This window comes from Nonomuraea sp. NPDC059194 (genome assembly GCF_042754765.1).
Taxonomy (GTDB): Bacteria; Actinomycetota; Actinomycetes; order Streptosporangiales; family Streptosporangiaceae; genus Nonomuraea.
Genome location: NZ_JBHZBH010000022.1, coordinates 83,276 through 107,666 on the forward strand (window position 1 = coordinate 83,276; position 24,391 = coordinate 107,666).

General features: G+C 71.9%; 22 protein-coding genes and 1 pseudogene. 10 read left to right on the forward strand and 13 right to left on the reverse strand.

Annotated features, from left to right (window positions below):
• Positions 1-19 precede the first annotated feature (19 nt).
• Both ACFXJ8_RS25520 and ACFXJ8_RS25525 read right to left on the reverse strand, forming a co-directional pair.
• Entirely contained in the window at positions 20-1,321 is a 1,302-nt protein-coding gene (locus ACFXJ8_RS25520) for an MFS transporter (RefSeq protein ID WP_379646512.1), read from the reverse strand.
• A gap of 9 nt (positions 1,322-1,330) precedes the next feature.
• Complete coding sequence (locus ACFXJ8_RS25525; protein ID WP_379646464.1) at positions 1,331-1,831, reverse strand: TetR/AcrR family transcriptional regulator; 501 nt, start codon at positions 1,829-1,831, stop codon at positions 1,331-1,333.
• 54 nt (positions 1,832-1,885) lie between these two features.
• Here ACFXJ8_RS25525 and ACFXJ8_RS25530 point away from each other — a divergent pair, with 54 nt between their 5' ends.
• The 3 genes from ACFXJ8_RS25530 to ACFXJ8_RS25540 all read left to right on the forward strand — a co-directional run bounded on the left by ACFXJ8_RS25530 (position 1,886) and on the right by ACFXJ8_RS25540 (position 4,328).
• Positions 1,886-3,043, forward strand: a complete 1,158-nt coding sequence (locus ACFXJ8_RS25530) for a cysteine desulfurase family protein (protein ID WP_379646465.1) — start codon at positions 1,886-1,888, stop codon at positions 3,041-3,043.
• Between the two features lie 151 nt (positions 3,044-3,194).
• Entirely contained in the window at positions 3,195-3,473 is a 279-nt protein-coding gene (locus tag ACFXJ8_RS25535; protein ID WP_379646466.1) for a DUF1905 domain-containing protein, read from the forward strand.
• An 81-nt stretch (positions 3,474-3,554) separates the two neighbouring features.
• Positions 3,555-4,328 (forward strand): arylamine N-acetyltransferase, encoded by a 774-nt coding sequence (locus ACFXJ8_RS25540; RefSeq protein ID WP_379646467.1) that lies wholly within the window; start codon positions 3,555-3,557, stop codon positions 4,326-4,328.
• Here the strand turns inward: ACFXJ8_RS25540 and ACFXJ8_RS25545 are convergent.
• The 5 genes from ACFXJ8_RS25545 to ACFXJ8_RS25565 all read right to left on the reverse strand — a co-directional run bounded on the left by ACFXJ8_RS25545 (position 4,318) and on the right by ACFXJ8_RS25565 (position 7,751).
• Entirely contained in the window at positions 4,318-5,283 is a 966-nt protein-coding gene (locus ACFXJ8_RS25545) for an NAD(P)-dependent alcohol dehydrogenase (protein ID WP_379646468.1), read from the reverse strand. The genes ACFXJ8_RS25540 and ACFXJ8_RS25545 overlap by 11 nt on opposite strands.
• Before the next feature lie 34 nt (positions 5,284-5,317).
• Positions 5,318-6,271 carry a permease prefix domain 1-containing protein gene (locus ACFXJ8_RS25550; RefSeq protein ID WP_379646469.1) on the reverse strand — a complete coding sequence of 318 codons (954 nt, stop codon included), beginning with the start codon at positions 6,269-6,271 and terminating at the stop codon, positions 5,318-5,320.
• Positions 6,268-6,603 carry a PadR family transcriptional regulator gene (locus ACFXJ8_RS25555; RefSeq protein WP_379646470.1) on the reverse strand — a complete coding sequence of 112 codons (336 nt, stop codon included), beginning with the start codon at positions 6,601-6,603 and terminating at the stop codon, positions 6,268-6,270. Before ACFXJ8_RS25555 ends, ACFXJ8_RS25550 begins: the two co-directional genes overlap by 4 nt.
• Before the next feature lie 70 nt (positions 6,604-6,673).
• Entirely contained in the window at positions 6,674-7,096 is a 423-nt protein-coding gene (locus ACFXJ8_RS25560; RefSeq protein ID WP_379646471.1) for a DoxX family protein, read from the reverse strand.
• Positions 7,097-7,190: 94 nt separating this feature from the next.
• The gene (locus tag ACFXJ8_RS25565; RefSeq protein WP_379646472.1) at positions 7,191-7,751 is read right to left on the reverse strand and encodes a TetR/AcrR family transcriptional regulator; all 561 of its coding nucleotides are present in this window, start codon (positions 7,749-7,751) and stop codon (positions 7,191-7,193) included.
• A gap of 54 nt (positions 7,752-7,805) precedes the next feature.
• Here ACFXJ8_RS25565 and ACFXJ8_RS25570 point away from each other — a divergent pair, with 54 nt between their 5' ends.
• Entirely contained in the window at positions 7,806-9,566 is a 1,761-nt protein-coding gene (locus tag ACFXJ8_RS25570) for an ABC transporter ATP-binding protein (RefSeq protein WP_379646473.1), read from the forward strand.
• Positions 9,567-9,739: 173 nt separating this feature from the next.
• Complete coding sequence (locus ACFXJ8_RS25575) at positions 9,740-12,793, forward strand: S8 family serine peptidase (protein ID WP_379646474.1); 3,054 nt, start codon at positions 9,740-9,742, stop codon at positions 12,791-12,793.
• A gap of 4 nt (positions 12,794-12,797) precedes the next feature.
• On the opposite strand, the gene ACFXJ8_RS25580 is transcribed toward ACFXJ8_RS25575, so the two are convergent.
• Positions 12,798-13,856 carry a DUF695 domain-containing protein gene (locus ACFXJ8_RS25580; RefSeq protein WP_379646475.1) on the reverse strand — a complete coding sequence of 353 codons (1,059 nt, stop codon included), beginning with the start codon at positions 13,854-13,856 and terminating at the stop codon, positions 12,798-12,800.
• Positions 13,857-14,619: 763 nt separating this feature from the next.
• Here ACFXJ8_RS25580 and mnmA point away from each other — a divergent pair.
• Positions 14,620-15,678, forward strand: a complete 1,059-nt coding sequence (mnmA, locus tag ACFXJ8_RS25585; protein WP_379646476.1) for a tRNA 2-thiouridine(34) synthase MnmA — start codon at positions 14,620-14,622, stop codon at positions 15,676-15,678.
• A 169-nt stretch (positions 15,679-15,847) separates the two neighbouring features.
• On the opposite strand, the gene ACFXJ8_RS25590 is transcribed toward mnmA, so the two are convergent.
• The 3 genes and pseudogenes from ACFXJ8_RS25590 to ACFXJ8_RS25600 form a co-directional block, all read right to left on the reverse strand.
• Positions 15,848-16,477 (reverse strand): MBL fold metallo-hydrolase, encoded by a 630-nt coding sequence (locus ACFXJ8_RS25590; RefSeq protein WP_379646477.1) that lies wholly within the window; start codon positions 16,475-16,477, stop codon positions 15,848-15,850.
• Between the two features lie 100 nt (positions 16,478-16,577).
• Positions 16,578-16,733, reverse strand: a complete 156-nt coding sequence (locus ACFXJ8_RS25595) for a hypothetical protein (protein WP_379646517.1) — start codon at positions 16,731-16,733, stop codon at positions 16,578-16,580.
• Positions 16,734-16,761: 28 nt separating this feature from the next.
• Positions 16,762-16,878: pseudogene (locus ACFXJ8_RS25600) on the reverse strand (STAS domain-containing protein); the annotation flags it as partial.
• 21 nt (positions 16,879-16,899) lie between these two features.
• On the opposite strand from ACFXJ8_RS25600, the gene ACFXJ8_RS25605 reads away from it, so the two are divergent.
• Together ACFXJ8_RS25605 and ACFXJ8_RS25610 are read left to right on the forward strand one after the other, a co-directional pair.
• Positions 16,900-17,295, forward strand: a complete 396-nt coding sequence (locus tag ACFXJ8_RS25605) for a DUF2254 family protein (RefSeq protein WP_379646513.1) — start codon at positions 16,900-16,902, stop codon at positions 17,293-17,295.
• 122 nt (positions 17,296-17,417) lie between these two features.
• Positions 17,418-17,495, forward strand: a complete 78-nt coding sequence (locus ACFXJ8_RS25610) for an SHOCT domain-containing protein (RefSeq protein WP_379646514.1) — start codon at positions 17,418-17,420, stop codon at positions 17,493-17,495.
• A gap of 51 nt (positions 17,496-17,546) precedes the next feature.
• Here ACFXJ8_RS25610 and ACFXJ8_RS25615 read toward each other — a convergent pair whose 3' ends face one another.
• Both ACFXJ8_RS25615 and ACFXJ8_RS25620 read right to left on the reverse strand, forming a co-directional pair.
• Positions 17,547-18,437 carry an LURP-one-related family protein gene (locus tag ACFXJ8_RS25615; protein WP_379646478.1) on the reverse strand — a complete coding sequence of 297 codons (891 nt, stop codon included), beginning with the start codon at positions 18,435-18,437 and terminating at the stop codon, positions 17,547-17,549.
• A 69-nt stretch (positions 18,438-18,506) separates the two neighbouring features.
• Positions 18,507-18,719: an alkyl sulfatase C-terminal domain-containing protein gene (locus ACFXJ8_RS25620; protein WP_379646479.1), complete on the reverse strand. Its 213-nt coding sequence runs from the start codon at positions 18,717-18,719 to the stop codon at positions 18,507-18,509.
• 153 nt (positions 18,720-18,872) lie between these two features.
• On the opposite strand from ACFXJ8_RS25620, the gene ACFXJ8_RS25625 reads away from it, so the two are divergent.
• The gene (locus tag ACFXJ8_RS25625; RefSeq protein WP_379646480.1) at positions 18,873-19,838 is read left to right on the forward strand and encodes a methionine synthase; all 966 of its coding nucleotides are present in this window, start codon (positions 18,873-18,875) and stop codon (positions 19,836-19,838) included.
• A gap of 15 nt (positions 19,839-19,853) precedes the next feature.
• Positions 19,854-24,389 (forward strand): hypothetical protein, encoded by a 4,536-nt coding sequence (locus ACFXJ8_RS25630; protein WP_379646481.1) that lies wholly within the window; start codon positions 19,854-19,856, stop codon positions 24,387-24,389.
• Positions 24,390-24,391 lie beyond the last annotated feature (2 nt).

Sequence of the window (24,391 nt, forward strand, 5' to 3'; positions counted from 1 at the left end):
TGGGCGCGGGGGCGGCGGGTCAGGCCGCGAGCTGGGCGGGCTCGCGGCGCTCGACCGGGGCGATCGTGATGACCTCGGGCTCGGCGCGCGGCAGGAAGCGGGCGGCCAGCGCGATGGCAAGGCCGAGCGCGACCGCGATGCCGAGGGCCGTCCTCAGTGAGGTGAGGTCGCTGAGGAAGCCGATCACCACGGGGCCGAGCAGCAGGCCCGCGTACCCCATCGCCCCCGCCTGGGCGATGGCCGGGCCTGGGTTGTCGGTCGAGGTTCCGGCCAGCGACAGCGTCATCGGTGAGATCGTCGCCACGCCGAGGCCGACGAAGAACATCGCGAGGACGGCGATCAGCGGTGTCGCCGCCGTCAGGACGATCGCGAACGTCGCGGCCGTGGCCAGGCCGGAGACGGTCATGATGCCCCGCACGCCGAAGCGCGAGCGCAGCCTGTCGCCGCCGATCCTGGCGATCAGCATGCCGGCCTCGAAGATCGGGTAGCCGAGCGCGGCGACCGCCTCGGTCGCGCCGAGCTCGTCACGCATGAACAGGCCGTTCCAGTCGGCGACGGTGCCCTCGACCATGAACGCGAAGAACATGATCGCGCCCAGCAGGTAGACGATCGGCGGCATCCGCCTGCGTGCCCTGGTGACAGCCACGGTCACCGGGGTCTCGGGCAGGTAGGCGCGGCCGATGACCATGATCAGCGGAAGAGAGAGGAGGGCGACGAGCGCGACGTTGGCGGTGAAGGACAGACCGAGGGCGATCGACAGGCTGCCGAGGCCACCCGCGGTGATCGCGCCGACGCACCATCCGGCGTGCATGCCGTTCATGAGCGGCCTGCCGTAGGCCTGCTCGACCGTGGAGCCCTGGGCGTTCATCGCGATGTCGACCGTGCCGAACGCCATGCCGAACAGCGCGACCGCCACCAGCAGCCACGGCAGGTCGGGCGCGAGGGCGACGCCGAGCAGTGACAGCGCCGTCGCAGGGCCGCCGACCCGCAGTACCGTCCTGCTGCCCGCGCGGTTCATGATGCCGCGCATCGCCTGCATGGTGACGAGCGCGCCCAGACCCCACGCCAGGAGGACCACGCCGATCGTCGCCTCGGACAGGCCGAGTTTGTCGGTCAGCGCGGGGATGCGCACGGTCATCGTGCCCACCATCAAGCCAGCAAGGACAAAAGTGAGGATCGACCCATAACGGGCAGTCCTCAGGTCGCGGGTCATCGTCAACACCTCTCGGGATCGTTCATGACACCCCTGCGGCGGCGCGCGAGGGCGTAGTCGTACTGGTGGTTGTTCGGGGAAGGGGGGATGGGGGAGTGGGCGCGACAGGTGGGCGCGCTACAGCAGGGCGAGGAGGCGGGCCTCGAGAGCCTGGAGATCGCTCTCGGAGTTGAGGTCGGGGTCGTGGCTCGCCACGTCCCACAGGCCCTCACACGCCAGCCGTACGATCTGGCAAGCCACGGGGTCGGGCTCGTCGGCCAGCCCCTCGCGGTGCCACCTGGCCATCGCGTCGCGCAGCGGCGCGAGCAGGAACAGGTTGCCGGAGGCGCCGGTCACGACGGCCCAGCGTCGCAGGCGGCCCGAGCGGACGGCGGCCAGCGTGGCGCCCAGATACCTCTTTGTATAGGTGTCGCCCGGCTGCGCCGCCAGCAGGTCGTCGAACTCCGCGATGAGCCGCTCGACCATGCCCTTGATCAGGGCTTCCTTGCTGTTGAAATGGTAGAGAAGACCACCCTTGCTCACGCCGGCCCTGTCGGCTACGGCGGCGAGGGTGAGCGCGGCCGAGCCCTGGTCGCAGAGGAGGTCCTCCGCGGCATCCAGCAACTCGTCACGCTTCATGACAACTACTGTACCGTCCGGACGGTACAGTCGCAAACGAGATACGCTGATCGGGTGAGCACGGCCTATCTCGACCACGCGGCGACCACTCCGATGCTTCTCGAGGCCATCGAGGCGATGACCCGGCAGCTCGGCCGCGTGGGCAACGCCTCGTCGCTCCACGCCGCGGGCCGGCAGGTCCGCCGGGTGGTCGAGGAATCCCGCGAGGCGATCGCCGACGCGCTCGGCGCGCGCCCCAGCGAGGTCGTCTTCACCTCCGGCGGCACCGAGGCCGACAACCTCGCCATCAAGGGCCTCTACTGGGCGAGGGAGCCGCGCAGGCGCATCCTCGTCAGCTCGGTCGAGCACCACGCCGCGCTCGACCCCGCCGCCTGGCTCGCCGACCGGCAGGGCGCCGAGATCGAAAAGCTCGAGGTCGACGCCGAGGGCCGGGTCCACCCCGACACGCTGCGGGCCGCCATCGAGCGCGACCCGTCCGAGGTCGCCCTGGTCAGCGTCATGTGGGCCAACAACGAGGTCGGCACCGTCCAGCCGATCAACGTGCTGTCCGCGATCGCTCACGACCACGGCATCCCGTTCCACACCGACGCCGTCCAGGCCGTCGGCATGCTTCCCGTCTCCTTCGCCGACTCAGGCGCCGAGGCGCTCACGCTCACCGGCCACAAGGTCGGCGGGCCGATGGGCGTCGGCGCGCTGCTGCTGGCCCGCGGCGTCACCCCGGTCTCCGTCCTGCACGGCGGCGGCCAGGAGCGCGACGTCCGCTCCGGCACCCTCGACGCCCCCGCCATCGCCGGGCTGGCCGCCGCCGTCTCCGCGGCGGTGAAGGGCCAGGAAGAGCAGGCGCGCCGCCTCACCGCCCTGCGTGACGACCTCATCCATCGCGTACGGCAGGCCGTACCCGACGTGATCCTCAACGGCGACCCCGTCCATCGGCTGCCGGGCAACGCCCACTTCTCCTTCCCCGGATGCGAGGGCGACGCGCTGCTCATGCTCCTCGACGCCAAGGGCGTCGAATGCTCGACCGGGTCGGCGTGCTCGGCCGGGGTGGCCCAGCCGTCCCACGTTCTGCTGGCCATGGGCGCCGACGCGGCGGCGGCCCGCGGGTCGCTGCGCTTCACCCTCGGCCACACCTCGACCCAGGCCGACGTCGACCGGCTGATCGAGGTGCTCCCCGCGGCGGTCGAGCGGGCCCGCCGGGCGGGCCTCAGCTAGCCGGGCCGCCGTCGGCACTCATCAGGAGAAATATTTCGCCCGCGAGCGACGATTCCGCTCCGCCGCGGGAGTCACCTCTTCGACCGGACCTCGACACCCGGGTGCGCGCCGTCCTGCGCGAGAACAGATGGATCAGCTGAGGAGAATGACGATGACCACGCGACCCCTTGATCACACCTTCACGGCGCCGATCGAGAAGGACGGAGCCTTCGCCACCTACGTCACCATGCCGGGCTCCGCAGAACTCCTGGGGACGAGGCGGCCCGTGAAGGTCGGCGGGACGATCGACGGCCACCCGTTCACCGCCACCCTCATGCCGTCGGGCACCGGCCCGCACTGGCTGCCGATCAAGGCGGCGCTGTGCAAGCTCATCGGCAAGCACGAGGCAGGCGTCGAGGTGACATTCCACCTCGACCGGCGGCTCAGCTGAGCGGCGGGCCGGCGCCCACCCGACAGCCCGTGATCAGAAGGTCGGTCAGACGGCGTCAGCGGCGCGTGGTTTGCTTTCCCCATGAACGAGTCGCAGATCGCCCGCTACCTGGACAGGTTCGGCGCAACCCGCCCCCAGCAGCCGGACGCGCAGGGCCTGCGGGCCCTGCAGCTCGCCCACCTCAAGGCGGTGCCGTTCGAGAACCTGAGCATCCATCTCGGCGAGCCGATCGCGCTCGATCCCGAGGCGCTGTTCGACAAGGTCGTCGAGCGTCGCCGCGGTGGGTTCTGTTACGAGCTCAACGGGCTGTTCGCGCAGTTGCTGACCGCGCTCGGCTACCAGGTGACGCTGCTGGCCGCCCGGGTCTTCAAGGGCGAGCGGCCGGGGCCGCTGTTCGACCATCTGGCGCTGCGCGTGGATCTCGACGAGCCGTGGCTGGTCGACGTGGGGTTCGGCGACTTCACCGACGAGCCGCTGCGGCTGGACGAGCGCGCGGAGCAGAAGGACGGCGGAGGCGTCTTCCAGGTCGTGCCGGCGCCCGGCGGCCACGGCGACCTCGACATCGTGGGCAACGGCGAGCTGTGCTACCGGCTGACCGCCCGGCCGTACGAGCTGGATGACTTCGTCCCGACGTGCTGGTGGCAGGCGACCTCGCCGGGCTCGCACTTCACCAGGTCGCCGGTCTGCTCGATGCGGACGGCCGAGGGCCGGATCACGATCAGCGGCCGCAAGCTGATCACGACCGTGGACGGCGAGCGCACCGAACGCGGCCTGGCGGAATCGGAGCTGCTGCCCGCCTACCTCGACCACTTCGGGATCACCCTCGACCGGCTACCGGCCGCCGTCACACGGTGAGCACGATCTTGCCGCGCGCGTGTTCGGCTTCCAGGGCCCGGATGGCGTCGGGGGTCTCGTTCAGCGGATACGTCCGCTCGATCACCGGGGTGATCCGCCCCGCCACGACGAGCGCGGCGAGATGGGCCAGGCCCTCGACGTCGAGCGTGGCGAACAGGCCACGCAGCCGCTGGCTCACGAAGGGCGAGACGAGAGTGGCGGCGACCAGCCGGGGGATGGGGCCGAGCACCGGGCCGCCGTTGCCGCTGGAGGAGACGTAGACGCCCTTCGGCGTGAGCATCCTGCGGAACGCCGAGAGCCGGTGGTTGCCCACGAGGTCGATGACGGCGTCGAACAGGACCGTCCCCCGGGTGACGTCCTCGCGGGTGTAGTCGATCACCTGGTCGGCGCCGATGGAGCGCACCAGGTCCACGTTGCGGGTGCTGCAGACGCCGGTCACCTGCGCGCCGAGCGTCTTCGCCAGTTGCACGGCGAAGGTGCCGACCCCGCCGGAGGCCCCGTTGACGAGCACTTTCCCGCCGGGCGCGACCGCGCCGAGCCGTAACGCCTGCAGGGCGGTCTCGGCCGCCACGGGGAGGGTGGCCGCCTGCTCGAAGGTGACCTCCGCGGGCTTGGCGGCCAGGAGGGTCTGCTTCGCCGCGACGTACTCGGCGAAGCCTCGCTGGTTCACCTCGCCGAACACCTCGTCGCCGACCTTGAATCGCGTCACGTCGCAGCCTGCCGCGTCCACCGTCCCCGCGACGGCCCGGCCCAGGACGCTCTTCCTGGGGCGGCCGATCCCGAACGCCAGGCGCCCGACGCGGGGAGAGCCGCGCATGGCGAACAGGTCGCCGTGGTTGATCGAGGCCGCGCTGACCCGCACGAGCACCTCGTCGTCGCCGACGGCGGGCATATCGGCGTCGATGTAGCGCAGGACGTCGGCCGAGCCGTACTCCTCGTAGACGATCGCTTTCACGGCTGCTCCTCACTTCGGTGGGCGGTTCGGGGGTTCAACGGCGCCGCGCGCGGGCGAGCCCGTCGAGGACGGTGTGGGCGAGAGTGCCGATGGACAGCACGACGAGCCCCGTGCCGATCCACCGCGGAACGCTCGGCGGCCAGCCTGCCGCCTGGACGAAGGCGGGGTTGAGCAGCCTGTCGTTGGCCGCCAGCCAGATCAGCGTGAGCGGGCACGCGAGGTCGACGAGCGAGCCCGCGACGGCGAACGGAACGCTCCAGCGGATGTAGTGCCGCGCGTAGGCGAATCCGAGACTGGCGATCACCAGGGCGATGAAGAGGTGGACGACGCCGGTCTCCCACAGCCGGGGCGAGAACAGGCCGATCGCGGCGCCGTCCGCGTCCGTCTCGGTGCTCACCACCGGCGAGAGCAGGATGAAGGTGCTGAACAGGACCGTCACCACGGTCAGGGTGATCAGCTCGCCGTACCTGGCGCGGCGGCTGGGCGGCGGATCGGGGAGCGCGGCGGGGCTCCATGGCCGTGCGGGTCTCCCGCGCGAGGTGGCGGTGCGTTCGATGATCACGAAGACGAGTGTCGTCCAGAAGGCGAGGTGGAGCCCGGCCGTGAGGGCCGCGCCGAGAGTGTCGCCCACCACGCTCGCGGCGGGGGCGCCATGGAGAGCCCGCATGAGCCCGACGGCGGCGGCGACCGCGGGCACGACCGTCGCGAGCAGTGCCGTCAGCACCCGCACGTAGTCGAGGTAGAGCCCCGGGCCGATGAGGTGGAGTGGACGGTCGGCGTAGCCCGCGGCCAGCCGCGCCGGGTCGCCGAGCTCGGTGAGGACCGCGAGCTCCGCCTCCGCGGGGTCGCCGCCCGCCTCCAGGCGGTCGTCGACGGCGTCGGCGATCGAGGCGCGTAACTCCCTCTCGATGTCGGGGCGCTGCCTTCCCGGTACGCGGCGCAGGGTGGCGTCGACGTAGCGGTCGGTGAGGGTGCGCGAGGTGGTCATGACTCGCCTTTCAGCGCGCGGAACGCGGCGTGGAGCGCGTCCCAGTCGTGGCTCAGGGTGTCGGCGAGCGCGAGGCCCTCGGCGCTCGTCCGGTAGAACTTGCGCGGCCTGGATTCCTCGGTGTTCCAGTCGCTGGTCAGGAGCCCCTGCTTCTCGAGGCGGCGCAGGAGGGGGTACAGCGTGTTGGCGTCGACGGCGAAGCCGCGTCGGTCGAGCAGGTCGAGCAGCGCGTACCCGTAGTTGGGCTGCTTGAGGATGAGCAGGCAGGCGAGCACGACGGTTCCTCTGCGCAGTTCCTGCAGGTGTGCCGAGAGGAGCTCATCGCTTGGCATGCGTCTCACAATAGTGTGTGTCACACAGCAAGACAACAGGCGCGGTTGGCCCCCCGTATCAGAGGGCCGGTCAGGCCGTTCGGCCGGGCGTGACAGGCTTGCGCCCGCGCGCGCGGCCCAGCAGCGTGTCGAGCGCCCACGCCCCCGGACCCAGCACCGCGATCAGCAGGAACGACCAGGAGTAGATCGCGGCGAGCTCCCCTTCGTTCTCCAGCGGCCACAGGGCTCGGGGCTGGTGGGCGGTGAAGTACGCGAAGGCCATCTCGCCCGAGCAGATCACGGCCACGACGCGGGTGGCGAGACCGACGAGGATCAGACCGCCCCCGACGAACTCGATGACACCCGCGTACCACAGTGGCCAGGCAGCGACCGGGACCTTCTCTCCGCCGAGCACGCCGAACAGCTTGGCAGCGCCGTGACAGGCGAACAGGAATGCGACGACGATGCGCCACAGGGACAGGACGTACGGACCGGCCGTATCGACGGATTTCATGGTGCTCTCCTCTTCTGCTGAGCCCTGCCCATTCGGGGAGCAGCGCCGGGCAGCCCAAAGGAGATTTGGTATGGGTTTCACTCACCCGCGAAACTCAGGTCGCGAGGGACTTCCTGAGTGAGCGCAGGCACAGCCCCAGCGACTCGTGCTTGGAGGCGCCCGAGTCGCGGATGTGTTCCCAGGCGGCGTAGAGCATGGCCCACACGAGCTGCTGCACCCAGCCGGCGGGCAGCGCGGCGTCGATGACGCCCTCGGCGTGGCCGCGCTCGATCAGCTCGATCAGCGTGCGGTCGGCGGGGGTCTCGACCTCCCACTTCTCGCCCGTCATCAGGTGCGGTTCGGCGTAGACGAGCATGAGCGCGTCGCCGAGCTCGAAGTACTGCTGGCAGAGCCGGTCGAGCGCCTGGAGCGCGGGCCCTTCGCCGGGCCTGGCCCGGTCGGTGGCGGTCGCGATCTTCTCCAGGAGGTCGTCGCCGATGGCCGTGATCAGGTCGGACCGTTCGGGGTAGTAGCGGTGGATCGTGGTGCGGCCGACCCCCGCCGCGGCGGCGACGTCGCTGAGGGAGGCGCCGGGGTTCTTCGACAGCGTGGCGACCGCGGCATCGAGGATCGCGCGCCTGGTCCGTGCGCGCATGCCGGTCTCAGCAGCAGTCATGCGTCCATGGTACGCGGTTGACCGGAATGGAACGGTCGTGTTCCACTAGAGAGCATGAGTGTTCCCACGTTTCCGCGTCTGCGTGTCCTGTGGTCGTTCGCCAGGCCCCACAAGAGCAAGCTGGCGATCGGCCTGCTGCTCGCGCTGGTCGGCTCGGGGCTGAGCCTGGCGACGCCCATGGTGACCAAGTGGGTGCTCGACTCGCTCGGCGCCTCCGCCTCGCTCAGCGGACCGATCACCGCGCTGCTCGTGCTGCTGCTGATCGGCGCGGCCATCTGGTCGTGCCAGTGGATCCTGCTGGGCGCGCTCGGCGAACGCGTCGTGCTGGAGGCCCGCGAGTCGATGGTCCGCAGGCTCTTCAGGGCGAAGGTGCCCGAGGTGACCAGGCGGCCGACGGGAGAGTTCGTCACGCGGGTCACCTCCGACACCGTCCTGCTACGCGAGGCGGCCTCCTCCAGCGTGATCGGGCTGATCAACGGCGTGATCATGCTGATCGGCACGCTCGTCCTGATGGGCGTGCTCGACCTCGTGCTGCTCGGCACCACGGTCGCCGCCGTCCTGGTCGTCGGCGTGCTGTTCGCCGTGCTCATGCCGGCCATCGCCAAGGCGCAGGAGCAGGCGCAGGAGCACGTGGGACGGCTCGGCGGCGTTCTGGAGAGCGCCCTGCGCGCCATCAGGACGGTCAAGGTCAGCAGGGCCGAGGACCGCCAGGCCGACCGCATCATCGCCGACGCCCGCGCCTCCACCCGGCACAGCGTCAGGGCGGTGCGCAGGGAGGCTATCGCCTGGACGCTCGCCTGGTCGGGCATCCAGCTCGCGATCATCCTCATCCTCGGCATCGGCGCCTGGCGGGTCGGAGCCGGGCTGCTGGAGGTCTCCAGCCTGATCGCGTTCCTGCTGTACGCGTTCGCGCTGATGGAGCCGATCACCGAGCTGAGCCAGAACCTCACCGCGCTCCAGTCGGGGATCGCCGCCGCCGAGCGCATCCGCGCGGTCGACGAGCTGGAGCTGGAGAGCGACGTGCCGGTGACGCGGCTGGAGGGGCGGCCAGCCGCCTCCGGCGGGCCGATCCTGGAACTGCGCGGCGTCTCGGCCGCCTACGGGCCCGGCGTCGCGCCCGCCGTACGCGGGGTGGACCTGGTGATCCCGCGCAGGGGGCACACCGCGATCGTCGGGCCGTCCGGCGCGGGCAAGACCACGCTGTTCTCGCTGCTGCTGCGCTTCCTCGAACCGCAGCGCGGGGAGATCCTGCTGGACGGCGTGCCGTACCGGGGGCTGACGCACGAGCAGGTGCGCGAACGGCTCGCCTACGTGGAGCAGGACACCCCGATCGTGCCCGGCACGATCCGCGACAACCTGTTCTTCTCCCACCCCGACGCGGCGGAGGACGAGCTGCTGCGCGTCCTCGACGAGGTACGGCTGAGCGGCCTGGTCGGCAAGCTCGGCGACGGGCTCGACACCCCGCTGTCGTCGACCTCGGTGTCGGGCGGCCAGCGGCAGCGGATCGCGCTGGCCAGGGCGCTGCTGCGCACCCCCGACGTGCTGCTGCTCGACGAGGCGACGGCGCAGCTCGACGGGCTGACCGAGGCGGCCGTTCAGGAGTGCATCAGGTCCAGGGCGGAGACGGGCGCGGTGGTCACGATCGCCCACCGGCTCTCGACGGTGATCGACGCGGACACGATCGTGGTGATGGAGGACGGCGGCGTGCGCGCCCAGGGCACCCATGAGGAGCTGCTGGAGTCGGACGAGCTGTACCGGCGGCTGGTCGAGGCCCTGCGCATCGACGCGCAGGAGGTGTCCGCCGCCGCCGCCTGACCCGCACGGGTGAAGACAACGTGAACTCGATCGCGGCCTTCGGCGAACAAGAAGGCGATCGTTTCCCTTCACCCGTGAGGTAGGTCATGACCTTAGGCGCATCGCTCGTCGCCGTTCTGCTTGCGGTCGGCATTACGCCGCAACCCGGGGCCCCGTCCCAACCGGTGAACGGGGTGACCCTGATCACCGGTGACCGCGTGCTGGTCACCGGCCAGGGGCACCGCGTGGAGCCCGGCCCCGGCAGGGAGGTGGACTACACGAGCCAGGTGCGCGGAGGACACCTGTACGTGATCCCCTCTGACGCCATGCCGCTGGTCGTCGAGGGGACGCTGGACCGGCGCCTGTTCGACGTCACCCAACTGCTGGCCTGGGGGTACGGTGACGCCGCCACCCCCGACATCCCGGTGATCTCGGAAGGGGAGCAGCCGCAGGGCCTTCAGCGGACCCGGCAACTGTCCAGCCTCGGGATGAGCGCGCTGCGCGTGCCCAAGGCGAACGCCGGTCAGACCTGGAAGGACCTGACGGGCGGCGGCGCCCGAACCCTGGCGGCCGGCCGTACCAAGCTGTGGCTGGACGGCCGCAGATCCTTCTCGCTGGACCAGAGCGTCAAGCAGATCGGCGCGCCGCAGGCCTGGCAGCAGGGCATGACCGGCAAGGGCGTCACCGTCGCCGTGCTCGACTCCGGCTACGACCCCGACCACCCGGACCTGAAGGACGCGGTGGTACAGGAGCGGAACTTCAGCGAGTATCCCGACATCCGCGACAAGAACGGCCACGGCACCCACGTCGCCTCCATTGTGGCGGGCAGAGGAGAGAAGTACCGAGGGGTGGCGCCGGAGGCCAAGCTCGCCATCGGCAAGGTGGGAGACTTCGCCATGTCCGAGTCCGCCCTGATGGCGGGCATGGAATGGGCCGCGGTCGAGGTCAAGGCCAAGATCGTCAACATGAGCCTCGGCGGCCCCGACAGCATGGAGACCGACCCCGTCGAGCAGGCGGTGAACACGCTGTCGGAGCGGACCGGCGCGCTGTTCGTCGTGGCCGCGGGCAACGGCGGCCCGGTGAACAGCCCCGGCAGCGCCGAGGCGGCTCTCACGGTGGGCGCGGTGGACAAGCAGAGCCGGATGGCGGGTTTCTCCAGCACGGGGCCGCGCGTGGGCGACCACGCGATCAAACCCGACGTGACCGCGCCGGGTGTGGGCATCGTGGCCGCCGCGGCCTCCGGCACCGCCGACGGCACCCACGTGGCCATGGGCGGCACCTCGATGGCCGCGCCGCACGTGGCGGGAGCCGCCGCGATCCTGGCCCAGCGCCATCCCGAGTGGACGGGCGCCCAGGTGAAGGCCGCGCTCATCGGCAGCGCCAAGCCGCTGGCGGACGCGACGCCGTACCAGCAGGGGGCCGGGCTGGTCGACCTGGTGCGCGGGCTCGGACAGCAGGTCGTGGCGACACCCGGCAACGTGTGGGCGGCCTTCCCGTGGAACGGCACGGGCGACCGGGTCACGACCAAGACGATCACCTACGCCAACGCGGGTGACACCCCGGTCAGCCTCGACCTGACCGTCGAGGGCGAGGTGCTGAAGCTGTCGGCCGAACGGGTCGAGGTGCCGGCCAAGGGCGAGGCCTCGGTCACACTCACCATCGACGCGGGCGGGAAGGTGCCGGGCGACTACCCGGGCACGGTCACCGCCAGGTCGGGCGAGACCGTCGTCCGCACGCTGGCCGGCGCCTACGTCGAGCCGGAGTCCTACGACGTCACCGTGAACGTGATCGGCAGGCAGGGCCAGCCGGTCGACCGCGTGATCAGTGAGGTCTACGACGCCAAGACCGGGGCCGCCCACCCGCTGGCCCCGGTGAACGGCGTGGCCAAGATCCGGCTGCCCGAGGGCGAATGGAACCTCTACACCGACATCGACGAGAAGATCGACGGGAAGTGGATCAGGACGATCGCCGACACGCCGGTGCGGGTCGATGGCGGTGACCTGCGCCTGACGGTGGACACGCGCCAGGGCAAGCAGGCCACGACCACGCTGGACGACCCCACCGCCCGGCTCGAACGCGGGTACGGCTACGGCCTCGCCCACGGCAAGTGGAACCTCTGGACGATAACGGGGGGCGCTGACGCCAACAGCCAGTTCTTCGTCGTTCCCGTCCGCCTGCCGGGGCTGACCTACGGTGTCGCGACCCGGTGGCTCAGCAAGGACGTCACTCCCAGCCCGTACGTCTACCAGCTCGTCGACCATCGCACCGGCGGCATCCCCGACGACCCCGCCTACCACGCCAGGCAGAAGGACCTGGCGAAGGTGACCGCGACCTACCGGGCCTCCGGAGTGGCGGCCACGGGCACACCGCTGGCCGGGTTCCGCTTCACCGACCTGCCGGGCCACTCCATGGGATGGCTGGTCGGCGAGATCGACCTGCCCGGCACGCTCGTCCACTACCGGACCCCCGGGCTGGTCTACGAAAGCGGACTCGAGGTCGGCACGTCCGTCCTCGTCGGCGAGGGCAGGCTCATGCAGCGCGGCGAGAGCAGCCGCGAGGTGTGGAACGCCGCGGTCACCGGGCCGTCGTTCGTGCTGCCGGGCGGCAGCCGTACCGGCGACAAACTGGCCTTCTCCGCCGTGGGGATGTTCGCCGACGGCGGCCGGGGCAGGACGGGCTTCGACAGCGCCGCCACCGGCACCGCCACCCTCGCCAAGGACGGGCAGGTGCTGGCCAAGGCTGACCTGGCGAACTGCTCCATCTACGAACAGGAGAACTGCGAACTGCTCGCCGACCTGCCGGGCGAGCCCGCCGGCTACACGCTGACCGCGTCGATGCGCAGGCAGGTGCCGTACTCGACGCTGTCCACGGGAGTGGAGTCCGTCTGGACGTTCCCGTCCTCCACCGCCGCCGAGCGGCAGCCGCTCCCGCTGACGGCCGTGCGCTACGCCCCCGCAGGGCTCGACGACTTCAACCGGGCAAAGCCAGGCACCACCAGCCGCCTGCCGGTGTCCGTCGAGCGCAACCCCGGCTCCCCGCAAGCGGAGGTGAAGTCGCTCCGGCTGGAGATGTCCACCGACGACGGCGCGCACTGGCGCCGCATCCCGGCCGTCCGCACCGGCTCAGGCTGGACCGCCGTGGTGCCGAACCCACGCACGCCGGGCTACGTCTCCCTGCGCGCGGTGGTGACCGACACCGCGGGCGCAGGCGTCACCCAGACGATCACCCGGGCCTACGCCGTGGGCTGACCCGCTAGGAGAGGAAGGGAACGACGGAGGTCCAGCTCGGGTCGGTGACCACATCGACGAGCGGCTGGCCCTCCTCCCAGCTCACGATCAGCTCTTTGGCGTGGATGGCCGCTTCGCCCGTCGGGTCGGCGTAGACGTGGATCACCCTGGCGCCCTCGGCGCTCAGGTGCGCCGCCAGCACCCCGTCGGCGTGCAGCCTGCCGAGCCTGGCCGCCAGCCGTTCCTCGAACTCCCGCAGTGCCGCCAGCGACTCGCCCTCCGGCAGGCCGTTCTCGTCGGCGTGCTTGTAGGGGAGCGTGATCTGGATGTGCTGGTCGTAGAGGGGGTAGTCGACGGGACGCAGCGGATAGCGGGTGGTGGCGATGAGCGGCGCGCCGCCCGCGGTCTGCCCTTCGAGCAGCGCCCACTGCTCCTCGGCGAACTCGGCGGCCAGGTCGGCGATCACCGAGGGCAGGTGGACCGCCTCGACCGAGTCGATCGGCTGGAACGTCGCCGCGGTGATCTCGCCGACCCATCGGGCCACGTCGTCCTCGCCCAGCAGCCAGTCGAGGGCCAGGAGCGTGGCCTCCATGCGGGTGTCCTCGTCGAGCATGACGAAGACGGGGTGGAAGGCGGCGATGTCCATGCGCGGATTGCCCCGCGGGACGCGCAGGCCGAGCAGGAGCTTGTCGAGCGCGAACTCGTAGCCGCCGACGTCGAGCGTGAGCTCCATCGCCTCGGGGTTGGCCTGGCGCGAGGGGTGGTACTCCCACAGCGCGTCGCCGTCGGGCGCGCCCTTGGCCCACCGGTGCGCGAGCGAGCGCAGCTCGGGATCGCCCGCGCAGGTCACGACCAGCGCCTGCTGGGCCTGCCTGCCGGGCGCGACCTCCCAGACCAGGCCGGGATGGATCGCGGTGACGGCGGGCGCGATCAGCTCGGAGAGCCGCTCGGCCTCATCCGCCTCGACCAGGGCATCGATCTGGGGTCTGGTCCGCTGCCACCACTCCCAGAACTCCGCCAGCCCGCCGGTCTCGCCGCTCTCGCCGGTCTCTTCTTCGTCGCCCTTGCGCCCGAACAGTCGCATAGCCCAACATCCTCCCACCCGGCGGCATCTCTCTCATCCCGCCGCCCACGGCGAGCCGGTCTTTTCTTTCTGTACGGCAAGCCGGGCGTCTTCTACAGCCCCCCGTCTTCTTCTTCGGCGCCCCCGTCTTCTTTCTTTCTGTACGGCAAGCCGGTCTGGCGCCTCCGTCCCAGCGGGGTGCCCTCTGTCGCGGGCGCGCGCCCAGCAGGACTCCGGTCCCCGCCGTCACGGCTGCCGTTCGACCGTAAGACCCGACGACCCCGAGCCCCGGCGATCCTCCCGCGCCACCTCCCGGGCCCGCGATTGGACCCCGAGCCCGGCGACCCTCCCGCACCGCCCGCCGCGCCACCCCGCCGGGCCGACTCCCGCGTCATCTCCCGCGCCACCCCGTTGGGCCCTCCCGCGTCCGCCTCCCGCGTCCGCCTCCCGCGTCCGCCTCCCGCGTCCGCCTCCCGCGCCACCCCGCCGGGCCGACTCCCGCGTCATCTCCCGCGCCACCCCGTTGGGCCCTCCCGCGTCCGCCTCCCGCGTCCGCCTCCCGCGCCGCCTGCCGGGCCGTCTCCCGGTGTCCGCCTGATGGGCCGTGTGTCGGGTCGCCTGATGGGCCGCCCCGTCGGGCCCTGCGATTGGGCCCCGAAGGGCTGCCCTCCCTGGCCGTCTTTCGGGCTCGGTGGATGAACCCCGTCCCGAGTTCCAGCAGACCCTCCAGCTGAGGGGATCGTGGGTCCGGGAAGCCGTCGGCGGGCGGTAGTCTCGAAGCGTCATGGGACTGCGTGTGCTTGCCGCCATGTCGGGCGGCGTCGATTCAGCCGTGGCCGCCGCTCGGATCGCCGAGGCCGGTCACGATGTCACCGGTGTGCATCTGGCGCTCTCGGCCAACCCGCAATCCCATCGCACGGGCGCCAGGGGTTGCTGCACGATCGAAGACTCCCGCGACGCCCGCCGCGCCGCCGACGTGATCGGCATCCCGTTCTACATCTGGGACATGGCCGAGCGTTTTCAGCGCGATGTCGTCGAGGACTTCGTGGCCGAGTACGCCGCCGGCCGTACCCCGAACCCGTGCCTGCGCTGCAACGAGAAGATCAAGTTCGAGGCGGTGCTCGACAGGGCGCTGGCGCTGGGCTTCGACGCGGTCGCGACGGGCCACCACGCCAAGCTGGCGGACGGCGTCCTGTCCAGGAGCGTCGACCAGGGCAAGGACCAGTCGTACGTGCTCGGCGTGCTCACCAGGGAGCAGCTCAAGCACGCGATCTTCCCGCTCGGCCACTCCACCAAGGCCGAGGTGCGCGAGGAGGCGGCCAGGCGCGGCCTGACCGTCGCCGACAAGCCCGACAGCCACGACATCTGCTTCATCGCCGACGGCGACACGCGCGGCTTCCTCGCCAAGCGGCTCGGCCAGGAGTCCGGCAGCATCGTCGACCAGGAGGGCGCGGTCGTCGGCTCGCACGAGGGCGCCTACGCGTTCACGGTCGGCCAGCGCAAGGGCCTCCACATCGACCGGCCGACCGCCGACGGCAGGCCGCGCTACGTCCTGTCGATCGAGCCGGTCTCCAACACGGTCACCGTCGGGCCGCGCGAGGCGCTGCAGGTCTCCGAGATCGTCTGCACCCGGCCGGTGTGGAACGGGCCCGACCGCTTCGACGACCTGACGGTGCAGTTGCGCGCCCACGGCGAGGTCTACGGGTGCAGCTTCGAGGAGCGCGACGGCCAGGTCGTCATCACGCTCGACAAGCCCGCGACCGGCGTGGCGGCGGGGCAGGCGGCCGTGCTCTACTCGGGCGACACGGTCATCGGCTCCGCCACCATCTCCACCGCCGCCTGACCCTCTCTCCGGCAGCAGGCCAGGACAGCCGACCAGCCCGGCCAGGACAGCCGACCAGCCCGGCCAGGACATCGACCAGTAGTTCAGGACATCCACATCAGGACGCCGTGACGGAGTTGCCGATCCGGCCCTCCCGCTGCGTCTCAGCGGGTGCCGGGATGCCTCACCGTCACGACAGCGTGACGGAGTCGCCGACCGGCAGGCGGCGGATGTCCGCGCCCTGCTTGTCCGCCTCCATCTTCAGCCAGTTGTCCACCAGCCCCAGCCCCTGCTCGCTGTACAGCGCGTCGTGCGTCGAGTACGCCCGGGCGGGCTTCACCGTGCGCAGGTACTCGATGACCTCCGACAGCTTCAACCACGGCGCTCCGGTGGGCACCAGCAGCGTCCCGACCGGTACCGGCGGCACGGTGAAGGCGTCGCCCGGGTAGAACAGCTCCTCGTCCACCAGGAACCCGACGTTGTCCACGATCGGCACGTCGGGGTGGTTGGCGGCGTGCCACTCGCCGAACACCTTCACCGAGAAGCCCGCGTCCTCGAAGGTGTCGCCGTGCCGTACGGTCTGGACGCGCAGCCCCTCGGCCGCGCCCTCGGCCACCCCCTGGCACGTCCACACCGTCACCTCGGGCGACAGGGTCAGCAGCTTGTCACGGTCGGCGTGGTCGAAGTGGTTGTGCGTGATCAGCACCGCGTCGGCCCCTTCGAGGGCGGCGGCGTCGGTGAACGCGCCGGGGTCGATGACGAGGACCTTGCCGTCCTTCTCGATCCTGACGCACGCGTGACCGCATTTGGTGAGCTTCATCTTCCCCACGATAGGCCCCGCGTGGCCCGTGATCGGAAATGCCTGGCGCGTCCCCCGGGCGGCGGAACCGAGGCGATCACGTGGCTCCCGTGTGGCCGGGTCAGGGGTCCTGCCGCGACACCACCGCCTCCACGGCGGCTTCGTTGGAGTCGAAAAAGGTGAGCTGGAGTCCGTAGTGTGCCAGCAGGTCGCGCAGGTCCTGAGTGGCGCGCGCCACGACGAGGCGTCGACCTGCTGCTGCCAGCTTCGTCACCACCTGGTGCAGCGCTTCCGCTCCCGTGGGTGTCCACGTCGGAGATCGCTTCGGCATCGAGGACGATGTCGTTCGCCTCCAGGGCGAGGATTTCCGTTTTGAAGGTGTCGGCGTTGGCGAAGAAGAGTGGTCCCGCGAATCGGTACACCGCCGGTCCTGAGCCTGGCTCCTGACGGGAGCGGAGCGCACCTTCGACCAGGACGTGAGGTTCGGGTTCCGCCTGTTGACGGACATCACGCTCAGAGCCCTCTCCCAGGCGGTCAACGACCCCGCCACCGCTGTCCAGTCCCTTGAGCAGATCGACGACCTCCTGCGCCGCCTGGCCGGTAAGGCGCTCGACATCGGCTACGCGGCCGACGCCCACGACCGGGTCCGTCTCGTCATCCCCTCCCGAGCTGGGACGACTACCTGCGCCTCGCCCTCGACGAGGTCATCGTCGCCGCCTCTCACACCCCCATGGTCCTGGTACGGCTGCGCGATCTGCTGCGAAGGCTGCACGACGAAGCGCCTGGGCCCCGCACGAGCCCGATCGCGGACCGCCTGCGACTCGTCGAGGAGCGTCTGAGGTCCGACTTCCCCCGGGAGGTTTCCGCGTGAGCCACGCGGCAGCAGACCGCACCGCCACCCGCTTCCCAGGCGGCCGCCTCCGCCCCTCCTTCGACCGACCCACTGGCTGACCTGGAACGCCTGGCCCGGCTTCACGACTCAGGCGCGCTCAGCGACGCCGAGTTCGCCGCGATGAAGGCCCGGTTGATCGGAGGATGACGCCGATGACCGCGCTTGCCGCGTCAAACGCGCGCGTACGCGCTTGCCGCGTCAAACGCGGAGGAAGAGACCGAGGACCCAGCTGACGACGCTGATGATGAGCGAGCCCCAGACGGCCGACCAGAAGCCGTCCACATGGAACGGCAGGTGCAGCAACCCGGACAGCCAGCTCGTCAGGAGCAGTAGCCCGCCGTTGACCACCAGGGCGAACAGGCCGAGCGTGAGAACGTAGAACGCGCACCCCAGGACGTGGATGATCGGCTTGAGGACCACGTTGACGACGCCGAAGATCAACCCGACGGCGGCGAATGTCAGGATCTCCTCGCTCGTGGAGTCGGTCTGCACGTCGACGCCGTCGACGATCAGCGTCGTCACCCAGAGCGAGACGCCGACGATCAGGATCTTCAGGAGCGCTCTCACGTCAGCGCCCCTCATGACACAGGACGTCGATGCACACGGCATGGCGAGCAGGAGAGGAATGTCCTGGCCCTCGACGATCGAGATCCCGTAGGTGTCGCGGATGTTCAGCCATCGCTTGGAGACCTCGGCGACGACCGGGCCGTCACGGCTGACGGTGTATTCGTGGTCGAGGAAGTTGCCCCGTGTCTGCAGCTCGCCACCGTCGGCCAGATCGATGGTGAAGCGATCGCGCAGGCCGATGAGATGCTTGTGCAGGCTCGCCACGGTCTGGCCGCCGTGCTGCATGACCATGGTCTCCCGAAGGCGGAGCAGCTTGCGCTGGAGGTGGAGCAGCTCGTTGCCGGACGTGTCCCTGAGCACGAGGGTCAGGCGCAGGCGCAGCACCTTGCCGTCCACGCGGTAGACGTGCTGGCCGAGCCCGTTGTCGATCCAGAAGTCGTCGCCGAGGGACGCGATGCGCTGCCGCAGCTGGTACAGCGTGGTGGCCGGCGGCGGCGTCGTGTCCCCCCTCTTGAAGATCATTTTTGTCTCCTCTGTCGAAGCCGCCCTCGTGCCGCGGGGCGGCCGCTGAGAGGACGGCCGAGCGGTCTGTCATGGCGTGACGATGTCGAAGTCGCGGTCGACGTCGTCGAGAAGCCCGATCAGCGTGGCGAGCGCCTGTCGGTCGCCGTCCATCTGGACGCCGTCGAGGCTCTGTGACGCCACCAGAGCGAGGCGGATCTTCGCTTGGGACGCCGACCCGATGAAACCCCTGTCGGCATTCTCGAAGTCGGTCCTGTCTCCGAGCGACGGCCTGGTGTCCACGGAATCCCCCAGCGTCAGAGCGGTGCTGCCACCTCATGCCCCGGATTCCTCCTGCACAGCACAATGGAACGGGCAAGAAGGCGTGACGCGTGGGGTTGAGGACAGACCGCGGCGCGGAGGTGGCGGCCCGCGTGCCGCTCTAGGCTTGGGGCCATGTCTTTTGGCGCAAGCGGTGTCGGATCGCACCCGGGCGAGGATCATCTGGAAGCCCTCAGGACGGTGTTCGGAGAGCTGCCGGGCCTGCCGTACCTGCCTGAACTGCCGGGCAGGGGCGTCGGCGCCGACATGGTCGGCCGCACGGCCTCGCTGCTGGTCGACCTGCCGGTGGAGGTCCAGCCCTCGGGATGGCGGCTGGCCTCCCGGCCCGGCCGCGACCACCGCAGGGCCGTCGACCACCTGGCGCGCGACCTCGACGGCCTCGAGGAGGTCGCCGACGGCTACGCGGGCCCGCTGAAGCTGCAGGTGTGCGGCCCGTGGACACTCGCGGCCGCGATCGAGCTGCGCCACGGCGACAAGATGCTCTCCGACCCCGGCGCGGTCAGGGACCTGACGGCCTCGCTCGCTCAAGGGGTGGCCGACCACGTGGCGAAGGTGCGCGGCCGGGTGCCCGGCGTCACCGACATCGTGCTGCAGCTCGACGAGCCGGGGCTGCCGGGCGTGCTGGCGGGCACCGTGCCGACGGCCTCGGGGTTCGGCAGGCTGCAGCCGGCGGAGGAGTGGCGGGTGGAGGAGTCGCTGCGGCTCTTCCCCGGCGCGGTCGTGCACTGCTGCGCGCCGAGGGTCCCGATCGCGCTGCTGCGCAGGGCGGGCGTGCGGGCCGTCTCGCTGGACGCGTCGCTGCTGTCACGGCGTGACGAGGACCCGATCGGCGAGGCGATCGAGGCGGGCGTCGACTTCTTCCTCGGGGTGGTACCGGGCGTCGACGCCCGGCTGCCCGACCTGAAGGTGATCGCCAAACGCGCCGTGGACCTGTGGGAGCGCCTCGGGTTCGCCGCGGAGCAGCTGGCGGAACGGGTGGTGCTGACGCCCGCGTGCGGCCTGGCGGGCGCCTCACCGGGCTATGCCCGCCATGCCTTGTCGAAGTTGAGAGAGACGGCAAGGGTCCTGCAAGCGGGCTGAGCTACGCATGAGGGCATGACGGCCGGTGACTTCGCGGGCGCGAGCGCGCTGCTGCTGGGCACCGGCACGTACGGCCCCGGCTCCGACCTGCCCGACCTGCCCTCGGTGGCGCGCACGCTCGACGACCTTCGCGAGGCGTTGCTGACCAGGTGCGGGCTGGCCGCGGCGCGGGTCGTGCTCGATCCGGCCTCGCCGCGCGAGATGGGCGACGCGATCGCCTCCGCCGCGTCGAAGCAGGGGCCGCTGATCGTCTACTACGCCGGGCACGGCCTGGTCAGCAGGCGCGGAGCGCTTCACCTGGCGGCGGCGGAGACCGTCTCGCGCCCCCTGGGCCTGGAGCACACGGCGCTGCCGTACGACCTGTTACGCCGCTACCTGCTCGACAACGTCGAGGGGCCGCTCGTCGTCGTCCTCGACTGCTGCTTCTCCGGCCGGGCCATCGACGGCATGTCGGACCCGTGGGACGTGGCCGAGATCTCCGGCGCCTACGTGCTGACCTCGGCGGGCCGCAGCGAGCCGTCCTTCGCGCCGGAGGGGATGCGGCACACCGCGTTCAGCGGTGCGCTGCTGCGGCTGCTGGCCGCGCCGCCGCCCGTGCTGACCCTCGCCGGTCTGCACCGCCACCTGAGCAGGGAGCTGCCCGCCGCGGGCTTTCCCACGCCGCGCGTCCGCACGACGGGGCGGGTGGGTGAGCTGGTGCTGCTGCGCGCTCCCTCCGCCACCTCTTCTCCGGTACGGCAGGCGCCCGCGACGGCGTTCGACGGCCCGCCGTACAAGGGGCTCGAGGCGTTCGGCACGGCGGACGCGGCGCTGTTCTTCGGCCGGGAAAGCCTGGTGGAGACGCTGGTCAGACGCCTGGACGACCCCGCGCCGCTGATCGTCACGGGGGCGTCAGGCTCGGGCAAGTCCTCGCTGTTACGGGCGGGGCTCGTGCCCGCGCTCAGGCAGCGCGCGGCGGGCACCTCGGTGGCGGTGATCACGCCGTCCGAACCCGTTCCCACCGACGTGGACGTGCTGGTGGTGGACCAGTTCGAGGAGGCGTTCACCGCGGGGACCCTTCCCCGCTTCCACGGGCAGGTCGTGCTGGGCGTGCGGGCCGACTTCCTCGGCAGGTGCGCCGCCGTACCGGAGCTGAGGGCGGGTCTGGAGCGCGGGCCGGTCGTCGTGGGCCCGATGAGCGCCGCCGAGCTCCGCGCGGCCGTGGAACGTCCCGCGCTGGCCGCCGGGCTCACCCTCGAACCGGGCCTGGTCGAGCTGCTGCTGCGCGATCTCGGCGAGGAGCCGGGACGGCTCCCGCTGCTGTCCCACGCCCTGCTGGTCACCTGGCAGCGGCGGCGCGGCGGCACGCTGACCGTGGCGGGCTACCAGGCGACCGGCGGTATCCGCGGCGCGCTGGCCGCCACCGCCGACGACGTCCTCGCCTGCCTGCCCTCGCCCGAGGCGGCCCGCGCGCTCTTCCTGCGCCTGGTCCACGTGGGCGAGGGCACCGACGACACCCGGCGGCGGGTGGAGCTGGACCGGCTGCTGGCAGAGGTGCCCGACGCGCTGGCGGCCTGCGAGGTGATCGACTCCTTCGCCGCCGACACCGCCAGGCTGATCACCATCGACGGGCCAACGGTGGCCATCACCCATGAGGCCCTGCTGACGGCCTGGCCCACGCTGCGCGGCTGGCTCGACTCCGACCGGGCGGGCCTGCTGGTCGAGCAGCACCTGATGGAGGCCGCGGCGGTGTGGGACGGCGACGATTCGGGCCTGTACCGGGGCTCCAGGCTGTCGCTGGCCCGCGAGTGGGCCGCGGACAGGCAGGTGGGCGCGACCGCCCGCGCCTTCCTCGATGCCTCGATCGCCATGGAGGAGCGCGAGTCCCTCGCCGCCCGCCGCAGGGCCAGGCGCAGGGTGCTGCTGTCGGGGGTGCTGGCGGTGCTGCTGGTCCTGTCCGTGGTCGCGGGCGGCGTCGCCCTCCACCTGTACGGCAGGGCCGACGCCGCGCACAGGAGCGCCACCGCCCGGGCCCTGGTCCTGCAGGCGAACGCCCAGGTCCAGGTCGACCCGCCGACCGCGCTCCGTCTGGCCCTCGCCGCGCACGCCATCGAGCCGGGCGAGCGCCACGAGGCTGCACTCGTGGGCCTGCTCGCCGACACCTTCTACGCCGCACGGCTGAACGGCGGCGGCAAGGGCCTGATCGGCCTCGCCTACAGCCCCGGCGGCCGGATGGTGGCGACCGTCGGGCTGGAGGGAACGGCCGAGGTGTGGGACACCTCCAGGCCGCACGCCCCCGTACGGATCGCCGCGCTGCGCGGCCACGCGGGACACGTGCGCGCGGCGGCGTTCAGCCCCGACGCCCGCACGCTGGTCACCGGCGGCGACGACGGCGCCGTCATCCGCTGGCGGGTCTCCGACTGGGCGCGGACGGCCACGCTCGAACCGGGCCGCGGCCGGATCTACGCGCTGGCCTTCAGCCCCGACGGCGCCCGCCTCGCGCTGGGCGCGGCCGAGGGCGCGCTGGTGTGGCCCGTCGACGGCGACCTCGTATGGTCCGGCGGTGACAGGGCGGCGGCCGTGCTCGCGACGAGGAAGGACGACCCCGTCAGGTCCGTGGCCTTCACCAGGGACGGGCGGCGCGTCGTCACCTGCAACAGGTTCACCGACTGCGCGCTGTGGACGCCCGCCGACGGCAGCACCGTGCGCTTCTCCTCCCCGGCGCCGGTCGAGGGGGAACAGGCGCAGGTCACCTGGGCGCTCGCGGTCAGCCCCGACGGCAGGTCGGTCGCCACCAGCGGGAAGCGCTCGCGCGCCTACGTGTGGGACATCGGGGGCGCCAGGCCGAGGCTGGTGGCCGACCTCCCCGGACACGCGTCGGCGGTGCACGCCGTCGCCTTCAACGGGGACGGCAGGCTGCTGGCCACGGCGGGCGGTGACGGGCGCACGATCGTGTGGGAGGTGAGCGAGGGGGCGCCGGTACGGCGGGCCGTGGTGGGCGGGGGCGCGGGCGGGATCGTGGCCGCGGCCTTCGACCCGGTCACCTCGGACCTGCTGACCACCGACGGCGACGGGCTGACGGTGCTGTGGGAGACCGCGAGGCTCCGGCCGCCCGCCGTACTGGCGAAGGCGCCGCAGCGGGACGTCGGCCGCGGGGCGCTCGCCCGCGACGGCAGGCGCCTGGTCACGGTGACGGCAGAGCACGCGGTCACGCTGTGGGAGCTGGGGGAGCCCACCGGAGCTCGCAGCGGGACCGGGACGCTCACCGGAACCGGCACGCTCACCGGGACCGGCACGCTCACCGGGACCGGGACGCTCACCGGGACCGGGACGCTCACCGGGACGGGGACGCTCGCTGAGACCGGGGCTCGCGTCGGTACGGGGGTTCCCGTCGAGCCGGGGGGTCGCGCCGAGACTGGGCGTCTCACCAGGGTCGGGACCCTCGCCGAGGACGCAGGCGAGGTGTCGGCGCTGTCCGTGGACGGCACGGTGGTGCTGGCCGGGAGGCAGAACGGCAGCGCCGTCGTGTGGAAGCCGGGCGCGGTCCCGCTGGCAGGACTGTCGGGGGCCAGGATCACGGCGGCCGCGTCGGCGGGCGGCCTGGCGATGGTCGGCGCGGACGACGGCACCGCGACGCTGTGGCCCGTGACGCTGGGACCCGCCGAGACGGAGCGACCCGCCGAGACGGAGGGACCCGCCGAGACGGAGCGACCCACCGAGACGCAGGGGCCGGGACCCGCCGAGACGCCGGGACCTGCCACGAGGTCGGGGTCCGGCGCGACACGGGGACGTGCCACGACGCTGGGGCCCGTCACGACGCTGGGGTCCGCCACGACGCTGGGACCCGCCACGACGCTGGGATCCGGTGCGGCGCTGGGGCGCGTCACGGTCGCCGATCCCGTACGGCTGCCGCGGGCCGCGGGCGGGCCCGCCTCGGTGGACGCCGTCGCGCTCAGCGCGGACGGGCGGCTCGCCGTCACGGGCGACTCCCAGGGCCTGGTCAGGCTGTGGAACCTCACGAACCTCGCGAACCTCAGGAACCTCACGAACTTCTCGAACAGGGCCGAGCCGCTGCTCGCGGGGTCCTTCACCGCCGACCCCTCGGGGATCGTCTCGGCGGCCCTCTCGCCTGACGGGCGCAGGCTGCTCACCGGCGGCAGCGCGCGGCTGGCCAGGCTGTGGGACGTCTCCGACCCCGCGCGGCCCGTCCATCTGGCCGACCTGGACAACGACGGCGCGGTGGTCTCGTCGGTCGGCTTCGCGCTCGGCTCCGCCGTGGCGTACACGGGCGGGGGCGGCGGGCCCGTCAGCCTGTGGCGCCTGGAGACGACGGGCCGCGCCCGCAGGTACACGACGCTGCCGGAGGCCGACGAGGTCACGGCGAGCGCGGACGGCAGCCGGATGCTCGCCGTGGGCGCGGAGACCGGAGCCGTGGTGTGGGACCTCGGCGCCCACACCGCCGTGCTGCGCGACCCCATGAGGGCCGCGTGCGTACTCGCCCGCCGGGGACTCGACGAGAAGGAGTGGATGCGCCTAACCGACGGACTCGCCTACCAGCGCACGTGTACCTAGGA